Below are 15,641 nucleotides of genomic sequence, written 5' to 3' on the forward strand. Positions count from 1 at the left end.
ACCCTCGGCGCAAGGGCGAGACGCCAGGTGCGAGGGTGAGACGCCAGGCGTGGTGCGGGCAGGATGCCACGTCTGGCGCGAGGCAGGACGCCATGCTCGGGGCGCGGGCAGGGCGTCGCGCGTGGTGCGCGGAAAGGGCGTCGCGCGTGGTGCGCGGGCAGGGCGTCGCGAATCCCCGTTCGCCCGCCGGGAACCGCGTTAGGCTCGGCGGGTGCTGCCAGGAACCGCCCGACGAGCCGCCCTCCGCCCGGGCCCCAAGCCCAGGCTCAGCCGGGAGAAGATCGTCAAGGCGGCCGTCGAGCTCGGCATCGAGCAGGTGTCCATCGGCGCGGTCGCCGCCGCGCTCGGTGCCGCGCCCGCGAGCCTCTACCGCTACATCGACAGCCTCGACGACCTGGTGGCCGCCGCCGTCGAGACGGTGCTCGCGGCGACGCCGCTGCCCTCGCCGGAGCGGGGCTGGCGGGCGTATCTGGAGGAGGAGGCCGCCATCCGGCTGCAACTGCTCACCCGCTACGCCGGGCTGGTGCCGGAGGGGTCGGCCGGTCTGGCGGGTGTGGCGGGCAGGCGGTTCGAGCAGCTCGTTCAAGGGCTGGTGGGGCTGGGGTTTCCGGTGGAGGAGGCTGTGCTGGCGGTGGACGCCGTGGTGGATCTGATGCACGACGGCGCCTCGCAGGTGGCCCGGTTGCGCCCGCCCGGTGACCCATCGCGGCCCCCACCTGCGATGGAGCACTACTCTCCCGCCGTGCGGGCCGCCGTCGAACGGATCGTCGGCGCGCCGCGCGAGCACCTGGCGCGCAAGCTCGGCCTGGTGCTCGACGGCATCGCGGCGCGCCGCACGACCACCTCCCCGTAGCCAGGCGCGCCGCACGACCACCTCCCCGTAGCCAGGCGCGCCGCACGACCACCCCCCGTAACCCAGTCGCGCCGCACGACCACCCCCCGTAACCCAGTCGCGCCGCACGACCACCCCCCGTAACCCAGTCGCGCCGCACGACCGCCTCCCCGTAACCCCGTACTCCCCAGGGCCGGTCCCGGCAACGCCTCCACTACGGCGCGGGGCGTAGCGGAGCGAGCGCCGAGCGGCGGATGCCGCGCCGCGACCGCGCCGCGACAGTGGGACGCATGGATGAGGGAGGTCTGAGCATCGCGTTACTGGGACCGCTGGAGGTGCGGCGGGACGGGGCGCAGGTCCGGCTGACCACCGGCAGGCTGCGGGCGCTGCTGGCCGTGCTGGCGGTGTTCGCGGGTGACGCGGTGACCGTGGAGCGGCTGGCGCGGGCCCTGTGGGGCGAGGAGCTGCCGGCCAACGCGCGGCGCAGCGTCCAGACGTACGTGGCCCGCCTGCGCCGGGCGATCGGCCGCGCGGCGATCCGCACGACGCCGGACGGCTACCTGCTGGACGTCGCCCCCGCCCAGGTGGACGTGGTGCGTTTCCGGGCGCTGGCGGCCGAGGCGGGCAGGAGACGCGGGACGGCGGCGGAGCGGCCCCTGGTGGAGGAGGCGAGCCGCCTGTGGCGCGGCGCGCCGTTCGAGGGTGTCGAGTCGGATTGGCTGCGCGCGACCGTCTCGCCGTCGCTGCACGAGCTGCACCTGAGCGCCGTGGAGCGGCGGGTCGATCTGGGCCTGGCCGAGGGCCGTCACCGCGAGCTGGTCGCGGAGTTGCTCGGCCTGGCCGCGCGCCACCCGCTGCGGGAGTCGTTGTGGGGGCGCCTGCTCGTGGTGCTGGGCAGGAGCGGCCGGCAGGCCGAGGCACTGGCCCTGTACGAGCGGCTGCGCCGCCGCCTTTCCGACGAGCTGGGCACCGACCCCTCGGCCGAGTTGCGCGGCATCCACGCCGCCCTGCTGCGGCCAGGCCCGGCGGAGGAAGCGCCGCAGGTGACAATGTTCACGGGCGTGGCGGAGCCGTACGCCGGGATGTGCGTGATCTCGGGACGGGCCGACGGCGGCCGCCGCTTCCTGGCGGTCGTGTGGAGCCCGGTGTAACCGCGGGCACAGGCAGCGGGACGGACGCCGTCCAGGATGGGTGATCGGATTCCCCTCACACAACGGAAGGTGCCGCCGTGCGTCTGCTCGCAGGGTTGACGATGAGTGCCGTACTCGCCGCCGGGCTGCTGACCGCCTCGCCCGCCATGGCCGCCGAGGCTGTGAAGTTCGCCGCGGACTCGGGCGACACGTGCCGCCGCGGGGTCGCGGAAGGCACGCTCGAACGGTACGACGGGCCGGTCATCCATCCCGTCGTCAACGTGGAAGGCTTACTGTCCGACGAGGCGCTCCCGACCATCTGCTTCCCCGACGACCTGCACTCCACGGTCACGATCGCGGGTTACCGGGGCTCCGACCTCGTGGACTCCGAGACGTACAAGGCGGACAACGAGCAGGTCAAGTTCGCCTTCGAGCTGTCCAACGGGCTGCTGAGCATCGACCGGGTGGTCGTGCAGGTGTGCCGGTTCAGCAACTCGCCGATCGGGATCAGCTACTGCGGGACGGCGCAGGAGTACAAGATCCCCTAAGCGGGGGTCACGATGAGGGCGCCGGACAGCCCCTCGGGAAAGACCCAGACGTGCCGGCCCGCGGCGATCATCAGCGCGGGCGGCGCGTCCAGCCCCAGGCCGATCGGGCGCAGCGCGGCGCCCGCGGCGGGGGCGAGCGCGAACAGGTCACGGACGCCGCCCACCAGCACGCCGTTCGCGCACACCAGGAACGGCACCGGCCCCTCGGGCGCCCGCACGAACCGCCCCGGCTCGCCGGACCACGCCGACACCCGCAGCAGCCCGCCCGTCACGCTGATCCATAACGATCCGGCGCACACGGTCATGGCGCCGCGCCTGCGCCGTCCGAGCTCCACCTCCTTGGGGCCGCCGCGCAGCACGTCGTCGCGTGTCGACGTCCACCACAGCCGGTCGCCCTCCACCGCGCACGCGTCCAGCGCGGGCAGTTCCAGCGGCTCGCCGAGCACGCCGGGCTCGGCCAGCCTGCGCGCCACGCCGTCGCCGACGGCCCAGATCGCGCCGCCTCCCGCGACGACCCGGCCCGTGAAGCGTGCGCTCGCGGTCTCGGTGCCGGACGGGTCGAGCCAGTGGACGCGGTCGCCGGTGGTGCCCGCCAGTGTGCCGGTCGGGAGCGGGTCCGGCGCCGGTGGGCCGGCGAACGCCCTGGGCACCAGGACGGTCTCCGCCAGCGTGCCCGGCACCGGCCCGATCCCGGCCACCGTTCCCGGTACGGCCGCCAGGGACAGCGACTCCGGCATGGTCGCACCCTGCGTGGCACCGCCCAGCGCGCCGCGTGCCGTGCCACCTTCCAGGGGACGGCCCGACGGTGTGTACACGCGTACACCGTCGTCCGCCACGCACCACACGGTCGACCCGTCGGACGCGGCCGCCCGGACGGGGCGCGGCAGCTCGATCCTGGTGACCGCGACGTCCATGCGCTGAGACTAGACCGTTCGGAGCATCTCAGTGATCCTCTTGCCTGCTTCACTGGCATCTGCCTCGATTGCTCGAGGTCTTACGTCGCCTCCACAGGCGTTTAGCGTCTCCGGAGAACTGCCCGGCGACGAGGAACTAGGCCGCGCTCTGCTCGAGCGTCATCGCGTTGAGCAGGTTGCGGGCGGCGTTGACGTCACGGTCACGCTCGAGCCGTACCACTCCGCCTTGTAGGCGAGTTGGCGGAAGAGCTCACCGAACCCGAGAGACGCCGGTTCTTGACCATCCCGGCGACGTTCAGGGTTTCGACGGCGATGGCTCGCTTGGATCTCGCGAGCATCGTCGTTGTCCTGTGCAGGAAGTCCGCGCGTTGGCCGGCCACCTCGAGGTGAACCCTGGCGAGCCGCTTGACGGCCTTGGCCCGGTTGCTCGAGCCGAGCTTCTTCCTCGAGACCGCCTTGCCCGCCTTCCGCAGCTTGCGGAGCATGGCTTTGAGCGGCTTGGAGGCGTGGATCTCGGTCACGGTGCCGTCGTCGTCCACGATCGTGGCGAACGTCTTCACGCCCACATCGATCCCGCACGCGGGAGCGCCGCTCGAGACCGCGTGCTTCTCGTTGACGTCGGACCGGTCGACCTCGAGTTGGAACGACAGCCACCAGCGGCCCGCCTGCTCACGGATCGTGGAGCCAACCACTCGAGCGCGCCCATCCGCAATCCGATCCGTCAGCCACGACATGTCCTCGAGCGCGCGCACTCTGCCAACACCAGGCAGGGCGATCACTCGGGCAGCCAGCGGGCGGGCACGGTCGGCGTCGTAGCGGAACCTCGAGCCGTGCTTACGCTTCCGCCAGCCCGGGAAGCCGGCTTTGCGGCCCTTCCGCTTCCCGAATCTGGAGTCGAAGAAGTTCTTGAACCCAGCCGCCCGGACCCGGCACGCCTCCTTCGGCACCCTTGAGGACAAGCCCTCCTTGGTGAACCATGGATACCGGTCGCGGTGCTCGAGACGCCACAAACGCTCAAGCGCGGGAGCCGACCACGGGACAGACGTGAGGTTCGATTCGGGGACGCCGTAGGTCTTCTCCGCCTCGCGCTGGGCGAACGCGGCCTTCACCTTCTCGAGGCAGAAGTTCTCCACCACCCGCGACAGGCCAGCGTGCCGGCCGAGCCTGGCGCGCTGCTCAAGCGTCGGGGCCAGTTCGACGCGGAAGCCCTGCCGGCCGGTCACGCGACTTCCCGAGCGGCGCGAAGGGCGGCTTTGGCGCGGCGTGCAGCCGAGCGCCGGCCGTACAGCCGAGCGCAGAACGAAGTGAGGACTTCGGTCATGTCCCGCACCAGGTCATCGTCCACTTCAGCGTCGTCGATCACAACGATGCGGCGGCCGTTCGCCTCGAGCGCGGCTGACAGATGCTCGAGCCCAAACCGGGTCAGCCGGTCACGATGCTCGACCACGATCACGGCTACGGACGAGCGCGCAGCAGCCGGGCCGATTTCGGCCGCCTTCCATTCAGGCCGCTCGAGGTCGGTCTCCTGGTCGGCGCTGGAAACGCGGCAATCTGCCACGGCCCGGCCCTCCCGATCGGTGGACTGCTCGAGAACCATGTACCGGCCGGTCGCTGTCTTGACGACCGGGACAGGCATCGTCCCGTCCCGGGCCCGCTTCCAGGCGGTCTGATAGTGGACGCCGTTCCGCTTCGCCCACTCGAAGAGCTTCACACCCTGATAACCCCAGATGGAGACTCAGAAGAACTGGTGCTTTCGCTGGCAGCTACATACCCCACGCCCACGAGCCGGACAGTCATGATCGCCCCCCGTCCCCAGGCAGCGAGAAGACCGCGACCGGGTATACCGCTCGGCAAGTGCAGGATCCGGTCGTCGGCCCAGGTCAGCCCGGCTGCGATCATTGTGACCATGCGTGTAGTGGTGATCGGGAGCGGCATCGTGGGGGCCGGCGCGGCCTACCACCTGAGCCGCCGGGGCGCGTCGGTGACCGTGGTGGACGCCGGCTGCCAGGGCGGCGCGACCCAGGCGGGCGCGGGCATCGTGTGCCCGTGGGTGGACCATCCGGAGGACGACGACTGGTACCGCCTGACTCGCGAGGGCGCCCGCGCCTATCCGGCGCTGGTGGAGGAGCTGGGCGAGGACATCGGGTACGCCAAGGTGGGCGCTCTGCTGGTGGCCGAGGATCCGGTGGACCTGGAGCCGGTGCGCACGCTGCTGCGCCGCCGCCACGCCGGCGCGCCCGAGATGGGTGACGTCGTGGACGTGGACTCGCCGACGGAGCTGTTCCCGCCGCTGTCCGACAACCTGAGCGCGCTGCTCGTGCCGGGCGCGGCCCGGGTGGACGGCTGCTCGGTGCGTGACGCGCTGCTGCGGGCGTGCGTGGCCCGCGGCGCGGAGGTTCGTACGGGCATCGCCGCGCTCACCCAGGACGGCCAGGTGCTGCTGCACCCGGCGGACGCGGGTCAAGGTGAAGGCCAGACCGTGGGGCAGGGCGAGGGGCGGGGCGAGGGGCAGGGCGAGGGGCAGGGCGAGGGGCAGGGCGAGGGTGAGGGTAGGTCGTGGCGGCAGGCCACGCCGCTGGCCGCCGCCCGCGCGTCCGCGCCCGCCGCGCCGGCGGGCCTGGAGGCGCTGCGGCTGGCGGGCGAGGGTGTCCCGGTCGAGGCCGACATGGTGATCGTGGCCGCCGGGGCGTGGACCGGGGAGGTGTGCCGGCCGCTGGGGGTCGAGCTGCCGGTCTTCCCCAGGCGGGGCCAGATCCTGCACGCCACCATGGAGGGTGTGGACACCGCGTGGTGGCCGATCGTTCTGCCCAGGGTGGGGCCGTACCTGCTGGGGTTCCCCGACTCGCGGGTGGTGGTCGGTGCGACGGTCGAGGACGTGGGGTTCTCGCCGCGCGTCACGATGGGCGGGCTGGACGAGGTGATCGAGGCGGGGCTGCGGGTGGCGCCGGGGCTGTTCAACGCGACGGTGACGGAGGCGAGGGCCGGGCTGCGGCCCGTGTACGCGCCGGGCCGGGCGCTGATCGGGCGGTTGACCGATCGGGTGGTGGTGGCGACGGGGCTGAGCGCGTACGGGCTGACCGCGGGGCCGTTCACCGGCGAGATCGCCGCGGCGCTCGCCCTCGGCGAGACACCGCCGATCGACATCACGCCGTACGCGCCTGCGTGAAACCGCCGATCGCCAGCAACGCGCCCGCCTAAATCGGACTTTGGGCACCCCGACCCCTCAAGCAGGACAAGCGGCAACGTAGCATCGGATACCTCCCCACCGTGACGATGTGGGGAGGCCGCCTTGCCGTTGCTCGCGCTGCTCCTGCTCCTGCTCGTGGCAGCCGCCGGTTGCACCTCCGCCCCGCCCGCGCCCGCGCCACCACCGCCACCTCCCAGAACCGCAGCCCCGCCCAAGCCCATCGCACCGGCCCAGGAGGAGAAGGAGAAGGTACAGGTCCCGCACTCGGCCTCCGGACGCTACGCGGTCGTCAGGGGCGGCGCGCCCGCCAGGCCGGGCCGGGGGCGGGTGATGCGGTATCTCGTGGAGGTGGAGCGCGGCCTGCCGTTCGACCCGGCGGAGTTCGCCGCCGAGGTGCACCGCACGCTGAACGACGTACGCGGATGGGGCCGTTTCCAGCGGGTGGACCACGGGCCGGTACGGGTGCGCGTCGCGTTGTCGAGCCCTCGCCTGACCATCCGCCAGTGCCTGCCGCTGCGCACGGGCGGCGAGTTGTCGTGCTGGAACGGCCGCCGCTCGGTGATCAACGCGCTGCGCTGGGCGGAGGGCGTCCCGCAGTACGGCGGTGACCTGGCGGCCTACCGCCGGTACCTGATCAGCCATGAGGTCGGCCACGGTCTGGGGCACCACCACCGCAGTTGCCCTGGCCCCGGGCGGCCCGCGCCGGTCATGGTGCAGCAGTCGAAGTCGCTGGGCCGCTGCCGCCCCAACCCGTGGCCGTTCCCGCACCGCCGCCCGGACGGACGTTAGCCGCGAGCAGACGGGGCCAGGCCGAGCGCGGGTGTTCGCTCAGGCCAGGCCCGGCCCCGCGCCGACCCCGCGCAGCAGCGTGTCCACGACGCGGGTGGCCAGAGCCTCCGGGTCGCCGTCGCGTTCCTGCGTCGCCTCGTGACACAGCGCGTAGTAGACGCGCCTGGCCCACAGCGGATCCACGTCGGCCCTCAGCACCCCCGCCTCCTGCGCCCGCCTGAGCAGCCGCTCGCACCGCACGTCCACGTCGGCGTGCACCCTGGCCACCTCGGGATCGCCCGACAACGCCCGGCTCATCGCGAACCCCCAGTCGAGCTTGACCCGCAGCACGTTCGCGGTCGCCTGGTAGAGCGCGACCAGCGGCGGCGCGGTGTCGGGCCGGGCGGCGTCGATGGCTTCGGCGAAGCGCCGGGTGGCCCACGCCGCCATCGCGTCCACCAGCGCCTCGCGGGAGGCGAAGCGCCGGTGCACGGTGGTGCGCGCGACCCCGGCCGCCTCGGCGATCTGTTCCATGCTGGCCGCCGGGTTCCTGCTGAGGACGCGTTCGGCCGCCTCCAGGATCGTGCGCACGGTCCGCTCGGCATCGGAGCGCAGCGCGCGCGTCGTCTCAGTCACAGCACACAGGGTACGGCATAGTCCCCATTCCATTCGAACTTGCGTCATCGGTGTTGCAAGTTCTAGATTGGCCGCATCAACGCTGATGCGACTGGGAGAACCATCATGGACATGCGACTTACCGGCAAGACCGCCGTGGTGACCGGGGCGAGCAGGGGCATCGGGCTCGCCATCGTGCGGGCGCTGACCGCCGAGGGCATGCGGGTGGTGGCCGCCGCGCGGACCGCCACCCCCGAGTTGAAGGAGACCGGCGCCGTCGTGGTGACGGCCGACCTGTCCACCGCCGACGGGCCCGCCGCGGTGATCGGCCAGGCGGTGGCCGAGCTGGGCGGGATCGACGTGCTGGTCAACAACGTGGGCGGCGGCGACTCCGCGACGGACCTGGTGGGCGGGTTCCTGACCGTGGGCGACGAGGTGTGGCGCGAGGTCCACGACCTCAACCTGCTCAGCGCCGTCCGCGCCACCCGCGCCGCCATGCCGAGCCTGCTGCGGCGGGGCGGCGCGGTGGTCAACATCTCCTCCAACAGCGCCAAGGTGCCCGGCGCGGGCCCCATCGCGTACGCGACGGCCAAGGCGGCGCTGACCGCGTTCGGCAAGGCGCTGGCCGAGGAGTTCGGCCCGCAGGGGGTGCGGGTCAACACCGTCTCCCCCGGCGCGGTGCTGACCGCGATGTGGCAGGCCCCCGACGGTTACGGCGCCGCGGCGGCGCGGGCGTACGGGGTGGATCACGAGCAGTTCCTGGCGGGGCTGCCTGCGAACGCCGGGATGACGACCGGTAGGTTCGTCGAACCGGACGAGGTCGCCGCTCTGGTGACATGGCTGGCATCTCCGCATGCCGGAAGCGTGACCGGCGCGGACTACGTCATGGACGGTGGGGCGATCAAAACAGTCTGACCTATCGCGATATATCGTACGTAGGGGAACACCGGGGAGTCCCGTCCGGTTGGACCGGGACAGACGAACATTCCAGGGGAGTGTGGGCGATGGCAAGAATGCGGACGGCACGGCGGATCCTGGCAGGCGGCGCGGCCCTCGCCGCGGCCGGATGGGCGCTGCGGCAGGTGCCCGCCGAGCTGGGCGTGCGGCCGCTGACATCGGGGCCTGACCGGGCGGCGCGGATCCGGCGCTCGCCGCAGTTCAGGGACGGCGCGTTCGTGAACACGATGCCCGAGCAGACCACCCTCGTGGGCAGGCCGCCGGTCGGCGTGCTCGGCGAGCTGGCCAAGGACAAGGAGCAGCGCCGCCCCGCCGGCCTCGTCCCGCTGCGCGTCCCGCCGTCCGGCCCGCCGCCCGCCGACGGGGTGCGCGCCATCTGGTACGGCCACGCCTCCACGCTGGTCGAGATCGAGGGCAAGCGCGTGCTGTTCGACCCCGTGTGGAGCAGGCGCCCCTCCCCCTCGCAGCTCGTCGGCCCCAAGCGGCACCACCCCGTGCCGGTGGAGCTGGGCGAGCTGCCCGAGGTGGACGCGATCGCGATCTCGCACGACCACTACGACCACCTCGACCTGGCCACGGTCCGCTCGCTGACCCGCACGCAGAAGGCGCCGTTCCTGGTGCCGCTGGGCATCGGGGCGCACCTGGAGCGGTGGGGCGTGCCCGCGTACCGGATCATCGAGCTGGACTGGGACGAGGAGGCGCAGGTCGCCGGGCTGCGTTTCGTCGCGACGGCCGCCCGCCACTTCTCCGGCCGGACCTTCGCCCGCAACGACACCCTGTGGGGCTCCTGGGTGGTCGCGGGCCGGGACAAGCGGGTCTTCTACGCGGGCGACTCCGGCTACTTCGAGGGGTACCGCGGCATCGGGTCGGCCCACGGGCCGTTCGACCTGACGCTGATGCCGATCGGCGCCTACAGCCCGGCGTGGCCCGACGTGCACATGAACCCGGAGGAGGCCGTCAACGCCCACCTCGACCTGGGCGGGAAGCTGCTGCTGCCGGTGCACTGGGCCACGTTCACGCTGGCGCTGCACCCGTGGGCGGAGCCGGTGGACCGGCTGTGGCGGGAGGCCAAGGCCCGCGACGTGCGGATCGCCGTGCCGCGGCCGGGCGAGGCCGTGGACGTGTCGGCGGCTCCGGCCGTCGAGGGCTGGTGGGAGATGCTGCACTGACCTGTCCGGGACGTACAGTTCTGCCGTGAGCAACCTGGAGCTTGACCCGCAGGAGATCCGCTGCGGCGCTGACGAGATCAACGGCCGCGAGGTGCTGGAAGGGCGGGACGTGCCGCTGGGCGGCCCGCGCGCGATGGCCGTCAGCAGGACACTGCCCGGCGTGCACCGGCGCATGATCGGCGCCTGGTGCTTCGTGGACGCCTACGGGCCGCAGCGGTCCGCCATGCGGGTGCCGCCCCACCCGCACACCGGGCTTCAGACGGTGAGCTGGCTGGTGGCGGGCGAGGTGCTGCACCGCGACAGCCTCGGCACGCTGCAGGAGATCCGCCCCGGCCAGCTCAACCTGATGACGGCCGGGCGCGGCATCTCCCACTCGGAGGAGTCACCCGAGACGGTGCTGCACGGGGTGCAGCTCTGGGTGGCGCTGCCGGAGGCGTCGCGGCACGTCGAGCCGGGCTTCGAGCACCACCCGTCGCTGCCGGTGCTGTCCGGGCCCGGCTTCTCGGCGACCGTCGTCATGGGGACGCTCGGCGGGGTGACCTCGCCCGCCACCGCGCACACGCCTCTCGTCGGGGCGGAGGTCGTGGTGGACGGCGACGGCGAGGTGCCGGTGGATCCGGCGTTCGAGCACGGGCTGCTGCTGCTCGACGGCGAGGTGGCGGAGGTGGAGCGAGGGCCGCTGGTGTACCTGCCGCCGGGCCGGGGCGGGGTGCGGTTGTCGGGGCGCGGGCGGGTGATGCTGATCGGCGGGGAGCCGTTCGGTGAGGAGCTCGTCATGTGGTGGAACTTCGTGGGGCGCTCCCACGACGAGATCGCCGCCTTCCGCGAGGAGTGGATGGAGGGCGAGGGGTTCGGCGTCGTCGAGGGCTTCGACGGGGCGCCGCTCCCCGCTCCCGTCCTGCCCGGCACGCGGCTCAAGCCGCGCGGCCGGGTCCGCTGACGTCCCGGAGCCCACGTCTTGAAGCCGCCGGACTGAAGCTGGCATCCTGACGTCAAGTGAGCCGCTGGGCCTTGCTCAGCAGCCGCTGCGCCACCACCACCAGCGCCAGGAACACCCCGCTGACCACCTGCTGGAACGCCGAGGTGAGGCTGCCCACCTGGTTGATCAGGCTCTGGATCACCCCGAGCAGCAGCACCCCGGCGACCGACCCGCTGATGCCGCCCGCCCCGCCGGTCAGCAGGGTGCCGCCGATCACGACGGCGGCGATGGCGTCGAGTTCCAGCCCGATCCCCAGAATCGTCACCCCGGACGAGAGCCGGGCGGCGTTCAGCGCGCCCGCCAGCCCGGCCAGCAGCCCCGACATGACGTACACGTACACCTTGGTCCGCGCCACGGGCACCCCCATGAGGGCCGCCGCCTGCTCGTTGCCGCCGATGGCGTAGACGTTCTGCCCGAAGCCGGTGCGCTGCAGGAGGACCATGGCGATCAGCGCCAGGCCGATGGTGACGTGGACGGGGTAGGACAGGCCGAGCACCTCGCCCTGGCCGAGGGCGGCGAACGCCTGGTCCTTCACCAGGTACGTGGTGGCTCCCTCGTCCGAGATGGCGAGCATCAGCCCGCGGACGCCCAGCAGGCCCGCCAGCGTGACGATGAACGGCGCCATCCCGGTCCGCGCGATCACCAGCCCTTGGAGCAGCCCGACGACGCCGCACACCGCCAGGGGCAGGAGCAGCGCCACCAGCAGGCCGTACTGGGAGCCGTAGGCCGCGAGCACGCCGCCGAGCACGAACAGCGACCCGACGGACAGGTCGATGCCGCCGCTGATGATCACGAAGGTCATCCCGATCGCGATGATCGCCAGGAACGACGACGACACGACCACGCTGGCGGCGTTGGCCGGAGTGGCGAAGGAGTCGAAGGCCAGGCTGCCCACGACCACCAGCAGCGCCAGCACCATGACGGCGCCGTGCTGCTGGAGCAGGCGGCTGGTCTGCTCGCGGTTCATCGGGTGCCCCGCTTCCTGGTGGCGTAGACGGCGGCCAGGATGATGACCGCCTGGACCATCTGGGTCCACGACTGCGGGAGGTTGTGCTTGATCAGCGTGGCCGCGAGGAGCTGCATGAGCAGCGCGCCCATGACCGTGCTGAGCACCCTGATCCGGCCGCCCGTCAGCGGGGTGCCGCCGACCACGACCGCGGTGATCGCCGACAGCTCGATGAACAGGCCGAGCGAGGTCGGGTCGCTGGCCTGGAGGCGGGCGGTCGCGAGCACCCCGGCCAGGGCCGCGAGCAGGCCGGAGATGACGTACACGGTGAGCAGCACCCGCTTCACGGGCAGCCCCGACAGCTCGCTGGCCGACCGGTTGCCGCCGATGGCGACCACCTGCCGCCCGAACGTGGTGCGCCGCACCACGAACAGCACGATCACCGTCAGCGCCGCCGCGATGAGCACGATCACCGGGACTCCGGCGACGGAGCTGCTGCCCAGCGCGATCAGGCCGGGGTTGCGGAACTCGACGAGCTGCGGCACCAGCACGTTGGCCAGGCCGCGCACGCCGACGAGCAGCGCGAGCGTCGCCACGATGGGCTGCACCCCGGCGTAGGCCACCAGCGCCCCGCCCGCGGCTCCCACGACCGCCCCGCCGATCACGGCCACGACGACCGCGGGCAGCCAGCCGTACCCGAGGTAGAGCACGGTCAGCGCCGCGGCCAGCGCCATCACCGAGCCGACCGACAGGTCGATGCCCTGGGTGCCGATGACCAGCGCCATGCCGAGCGAGACGATCACGATGGGGGTGACCTGGACGAGCTGGGTGCGGAAGTTGGAGGCGTCCAGGAAGTGCGGGGTGAACAGCACGTTGAACAGCAGCAGCGCCAGGACGGCCGCGTACACGCCGTAGTCCTGCACCCAGGCGAAGACCCGCGGTTTCAGTACGGCCATCCGGGCGCCGCCCCTTGATGTCAGCTCAGCCATCCGCCTGCTCCGCGATCGTGGCCATGATCCTCTCCTCGGTCACCTCGTCGCCCGACAGCTCGCCCACGACCGCGCCCTCCCGCAGCACGAGGATCCTGTCGGCGCCCTCGACCAGCTCCTCCAGGTCGGAGGAGATCAGCAGCACGCCGAGCCCCTCCCCGGCCAGCTCGTCGATCAGCGCCTGCACCTCGGCCTTGGCGCCGACGTCGATGCCGCGGGTGGGCTCGTCCAGCAGCAGCACCTTGGGCCGGACGGCCAGCCAGCGGGCCAGCAGCACCTTCTGCTGGTTGCCGCCGGACAGCTCGGAGACGAGCTGGTGCGGCGAGGCGGCCTTGATCCTCAGCCTCCGCATGAAGATCTCGACCACCCGGTCGATCTTCGCCTCGGACACCACCCCGGCCCTGCCGAGGGCGGGCAGCGCGGCCAGGGCGATGTTCTCGCGCACGGACAGGGTGGGGATGATGCCCTCGGCCTTGCGGTCCTCGGGCAGCAGGCTGACGCCGGCCCTGATGGCCGCCGCGGTGGAGCCGCCGCGCAGCGGCGCGCCGGCCACGAGCACCTGCCCGCCGTCCAGCGGCAGCGCGCCGACGATGGCCTTGGCGGTCTCGGTACGTCCCGCGCCCAGCAGGCCGCCCAGGCCGACGACCTCGCCCGGCCTGACGCTGACGTCCACGCCGTCGAGCACGTGCCGCCTGGTCAGGCCGCGCGCCTCGACGGCCGGGGCCCGCCCGTTCGCGGCGGAGCCACGGGAGAAGCTGGTCAGCCCCTGGGTACGCACCTCGTTCAGGTCGCGGCCGAGCATGAGCGAGATCAGCTCGATCCGCTCCAGCCCCGCCAGCGGCCCGGTGTGCGCCAGGCGGCCGTCCCGCAGCACCGTCACCCGGTCGCACACCTGGTACAGCTCGTCGAGGCGATGGCTGACGTACATGACGGCGATCCCGTCGTCACGCAGCTTCCTGATCACCCCGAACAGCGTCTCCACCTCGCGCGGCTCCAGCGAGGAGGTGGGCTCGTCCATGATGACGACCCGCGCGTCCACCGACACGGCCCGCGCCAGGGCGACCATCTGCTGGGCGCCCACCCCGAGGGTGCGCAGCGGCCGGCGGACGTCGGTCTCGACGCCGTACCCGGACAGCACGCGCTCGGCCTCGCCGTACATGGCGGCGGCGTCGATCACCCCGAACCTGCCGCGCGGCTCGCGGCCGAGCAGCAGGTTGCGGGCCACCGACATCATGGGGACGAGGTTGACCTCCTGGTAGATGGTGGAGATTCCGGCGCGCTGCGCCTCCATGGGGGTGCCGAAGGCGGCGGGGCCGCCGCGGTAGCGCAGCTCGCCGCCGTCCGGCTGGTAGACGCCGGTGAAGACCTTGATCAGGGTGGACTTGCCCGCGCCGTTCTCGCCGACCAGCGCGTGCACCTCGCCCGGGTGGAGGGCGAGGGACACGTCGTCGAGGGCGAGCACGCCGGGGAAGCGCCTGCTGATCCCCCGAGCTTCCAGAACCGGTTCCAACTCAGTACGCCTCACCGAGGGAGTCCTTGGCGTTGGCCGTGGTGTAGTCCCGGTCGGAGATGATCACCTTGTCGGGGATGGCCTCGCCGTCGAGGAACTTCTGGGCGGTCTCGAAGGCGAGGGGGCCGAAGCGCGGGTTCGACTCGATGACCGCGTACAGCCAGCCGTCGGCGATGCCCTGGACGGCGCTGCGGGTGCCGTCCACCGAGACTATCTTGATGTTGCCCGGTTCCTTGCCCGCGCCCTTCAGCGCGGTGACCGCGCCCAGCGCCATCTCGTCGTTCTCGGCGTAGATGCCGTTGATGTCGGGGTTGGACTGGATGAGCTGTTCGGTGACCTGCTGCCCCTTCTCGCGGGCGAACTCGCCGGTCTGCTCGAAGGAGATGGTGATCTCGGGGGCCTTCTCCCTGACGCGGTCCTTGAAGCCGTTCGTGCGCTCGGTGGTGACGTTGTTGCCGGGCGCGCCGAGCAGGATGGCCACCTTGCCCTTGCCGCCGAGGGCCTCGATCATGCGGTCGGCGGCGCGTTTGCCCTGCTCGTAGAAGTCGGAGCCGATGAACGTCAGGTAGTCGCTGCACGCCTTGGCGTTGATCTTGCGGTCTACCGTGATGATGGGGATCTTCTTGGCGGCGGCCTGCTGGAGCACGGGCTCCCAGCCGTCGGAGTTGAGCGGCGCGATCACCAGGAGCCGCACGCCCTGGGCGATGAGCTGCTGCACGTCGGTGATCTGCTTGGAGAACTGCGACTGGGCGTTGGTGACCTTGAGCTCGGTGATGCCCAGCTTGGCGGCCTCGTCCTTGATCGACTTGGTCTCCGCGATGCGGAACGGGTTGGCCTCCTTCTCCGACTGGGAGAAGCCGACCGTGGCGGTCTTCAGGTCGAACTTCGTGCCGCCGAACTGCTGGAGCGTGCAGGTGGGCCCGGCGGAGCCGGTCGGGCTCTGGACGACCTGCTGACCGGCGGTGCTGGTGGCGGCGGGCGCGGCCTGCGGCTCCTCCGCCTTGGCGCAGGCCGCCGCGGTGAGGAGGACGGCCAGCGCCAGGGCTGCCGTCCGGATGTGGGGGGTCATCGCGGTTCCTTTCCTATCAGGTGCCGGG

General features: G+C 72.4%; 16 protein-coding genes. 8 read left to right on the forward strand and 8 right to left on the reverse strand.

Annotated features, from left to right (window positions below; genetic code table 11):
• Positions 1-211 precede the first annotated feature (211 nt).
• The 3 genes from FXF51_RS62670 to FXF51_RS18725 all read left to right on the forward strand — a co-directional run bounded on the left by FXF51_RS62670 (position 212) and on the right by FXF51_RS18725 (position 2,510).
• Positions 212-853, forward strand: a complete 642-nt coding sequence (locus FXF51_RS62670) for a TetR family transcriptional regulator (RefSeq protein ID WP_148435780.1) — start codon at positions 212-214, stop codon at positions 851-853.
• Between the two features lie 269 nt (positions 854-1,122).
• On the forward strand, positions 1,123-1,983 hold the full coding sequence (locus FXF51_RS18720) for a BTAD domain-containing putative transcriptional regulator (protein ID WP_187414440.1): 861 nt from the start codon (positions 1,123-1,125) through the stop codon (positions 1,981-1,983).
• A 77-nt stretch (positions 1,984-2,060) separates the two neighbouring features.
• Positions 2,061-2,510 (forward strand): hypothetical protein, encoded by a 450-nt coding sequence (locus FXF51_RS18725; RefSeq protein WP_148435782.1) that lies wholly within the window; start codon positions 2,061-2,063, stop codon positions 2,508-2,510.
• On the opposite strand, the gene FXF51_RS18730 is transcribed toward FXF51_RS18725, so the two are convergent.
• The 3 genes from FXF51_RS18730 to FXF51_RS18740 form a co-directional block, all read right to left on the reverse strand.
• Positions 2,507-3,424, reverse strand: a complete 918-nt coding sequence (locus tag FXF51_RS18730; RefSeq protein ID WP_148435783.1) for a hypothetical protein — start codon at positions 3,422-3,424, stop codon at positions 2,507-2,509. The two genes, FXF51_RS18725 and FXF51_RS18730, sit on opposite strands and share 4 nt — an antisense overlap.
• A gap of 200 nt (positions 3,425-3,624) precedes the next feature.
• Positions 3,625-4,647: an RNA-guided endonuclease InsQ/TnpB family protein gene (locus FXF51_RS18735; RefSeq protein ID WP_148435784.1), complete on the reverse strand. Its 1,023-nt coding sequence runs from the start codon at positions 4,645-4,647 to the stop codon at positions 3,625-3,627.
• Entirely contained in the window at positions 4,644-5,135 is a 492-nt protein-coding gene (locus FXF51_RS18740) for a recombinase family protein (protein ID WP_148435785.1), read from the reverse strand. Before FXF51_RS18740 ends, FXF51_RS18735 begins: the two co-directional genes overlap by 4 nt.
• 195 nt (positions 5,136-5,330) lie before the next feature.
• On the opposite strand from FXF51_RS18740, the gene FXF51_RS18745 reads away from it, so the two are divergent.
• Positions 5,331-6,590: an NAD(P)/FAD-dependent oxidoreductase gene (locus tag FXF51_RS18745; RefSeq protein ID WP_187414441.1), complete on the forward strand. Its 1,260-nt coding sequence runs from the start codon at positions 5,331-5,333 to the stop codon at positions 6,588-6,590.
• Positions 6,591-6,713: 123 nt separating this feature from the next.
• Positions 6,714-7,400: a DUF3152 domain-containing protein gene (locus FXF51_RS18750; RefSeq protein WP_148435787.1), complete on the forward strand. Its 687-nt coding sequence runs from the start codon at positions 6,714-6,716 to the stop codon at positions 7,398-7,400.
• Positions 7,401-7,439: 39 nt separating this feature from the next.
• Here FXF51_RS18750 and FXF51_RS18755 read toward each other — a convergent pair whose 3' ends face one another.
• Complete coding sequence (locus FXF51_RS18755) at positions 7,440-8,015, reverse strand: TetR/AcrR family transcriptional regulator (RefSeq protein ID WP_262379631.1); 576 nt, start codon at positions 8,013-8,015, stop codon at positions 7,440-7,442.
• A gap of 105 nt (positions 8,016-8,120) precedes the next feature.
• Here FXF51_RS18755 and FXF51_RS18760 point away from each other — a divergent pair, with 105 nt between their 5' ends.
• The 3 genes from FXF51_RS18760 to FXF51_RS18770 all read left to right on the forward strand — a co-directional run bounded on the left by FXF51_RS18760 (position 8,121) and on the right by FXF51_RS18770 (position 11,060).
• The gene (locus tag FXF51_RS18760; RefSeq protein WP_148435789.1) at positions 8,121-8,909 is read left to right on the forward strand and encodes an SDR family oxidoreductase; all 789 of its coding nucleotides are present in this window, start codon (positions 8,121-8,123) and stop codon (positions 8,907-8,909) included.
• 89 nt (positions 8,910-8,998) lie between these two features.
• On the forward strand, positions 8,999-10,120 hold the full coding sequence (locus tag FXF51_RS18765) for an MBL fold metallo-hydrolase (protein ID WP_262379632.1): 1,122 nt from the start codon (positions 8,999-9,001) through the stop codon (positions 10,118-10,120).
• A gap of 25 nt (positions 10,121-10,145) precedes the next feature.
• Complete coding sequence (locus tag FXF51_RS18770; RefSeq protein WP_148435790.1) at positions 10,146-11,060, forward strand: pirin family protein; 915 nt, start codon at positions 10,146-10,148, stop codon at positions 11,058-11,060.
• 52 nt (positions 11,061-11,112) lie between these two features.
• On the opposite strand, the gene FXF51_RS18775 is transcribed toward FXF51_RS18770, so the two are convergent.
• The 4 genes from FXF51_RS18775 to FXF51_RS18790 are packed head-to-tail and all read right to left on the reverse strand — an operon-like array spanning position 11,113 to position 15,613.
• Positions 11,113-12,066, reverse strand: a complete 954-nt coding sequence (locus FXF51_RS18775; RefSeq protein ID WP_148435791.1) for an ABC transporter permease — start codon at positions 12,064-12,066, stop codon at positions 11,113-11,115.
• Positions 12,063-13,034, reverse strand: a complete 972-nt coding sequence (locus FXF51_RS18780) for an ABC transporter permease (protein ID WP_148435792.1) — start codon at positions 13,032-13,034, stop codon at positions 12,063-12,065. The genes FXF51_RS18775 and FXF51_RS18780 overlap by 4 nt, the downstream gene beginning before the upstream one ends.
• On the reverse strand, positions 13,027-14,559 hold the full coding sequence (locus FXF51_RS18785; protein WP_222871351.1) for a sugar ABC transporter ATP-binding protein: 1,533 nt from the start codon (positions 14,557-14,559) through the stop codon (positions 13,027-13,029). Before FXF51_RS18785 ends, FXF51_RS18780 begins: the two co-directional genes overlap by 8 nt.
• Positions 14,546-15,613 carry an ABC transporter substrate-binding protein gene (locus FXF51_RS18790; RefSeq protein ID WP_148435793.1) on the reverse strand — a complete coding sequence of 356 codons (1,068 nt, stop codon included), beginning with the start codon at positions 15,611-15,613 and terminating at the stop codon, positions 14,546-14,548. Before FXF51_RS18790 ends, FXF51_RS18785 begins: the two co-directional genes overlap by 14 nt.
• Positions 15,614-15,641 lie beyond the last annotated feature (28 nt).

Source organism: Nonomuraea sp. PA05, from assembly GCF_008086045.1.
Classification (GTDB): Bacteria; Actinomycetota; Actinomycetes; order Streptosporangiales; family Streptosporangiaceae; genus Nonomuraea; species Nonomuraea monospora.